The sequence below is a fragment of the Paraburkholderia sp. SIMBA_027 genome (genome assembly GCF_046535315.1).
Classification (GTDB): Bacteria; Pseudomonadota; Gammaproteobacteria; order Burkholderiales; family Burkholderiaceae; genus Paraburkholderia; species Paraburkholderia tropica.
This window is the reverse complement of record NZ_JAWRWY010000864.1, coordinates 1-262: the sequence shown is the minus strand read 5'-3', so window position 1 is coordinate 262 and position 262 is coordinate 1. Positions and strand designations below refer to the sequence as shown.

Below are 262 nucleotides of genomic sequence, written 5' to 3'. Positions count from 1 at the left end.
AAAGCCAGAATCCCGTCAGTCAGTTGCCCATGCCCTTCTTTGCATTGCCATTGCACGGCATTGAGAAACGGTGACGCGGGTAGCACCACTTCACAGGCCTCGCCACGGTTGATTGCCACCAGTACACGTTGCTGATTCAGCACGCGGACAAATACCACCACGTTATCTTCCGCATACAGCACCTGACAACCGCCATGACGTAGCGCCTGACTTTTCTTACGCAGCGCAATCATTCGCTGGTACAGCGCGAATAACGCCGTAT

General features: G+C 54.2%; 1 pseudogene. It reads right to left on the bottom strand.

Annotation, left to right across the window (positions count from 1 at the left end):
• Positions 1-262 (bottom strand): annotated as a pseudogene (locus SB764_RS41540) (hypothetical protein); the annotation flags it as partial.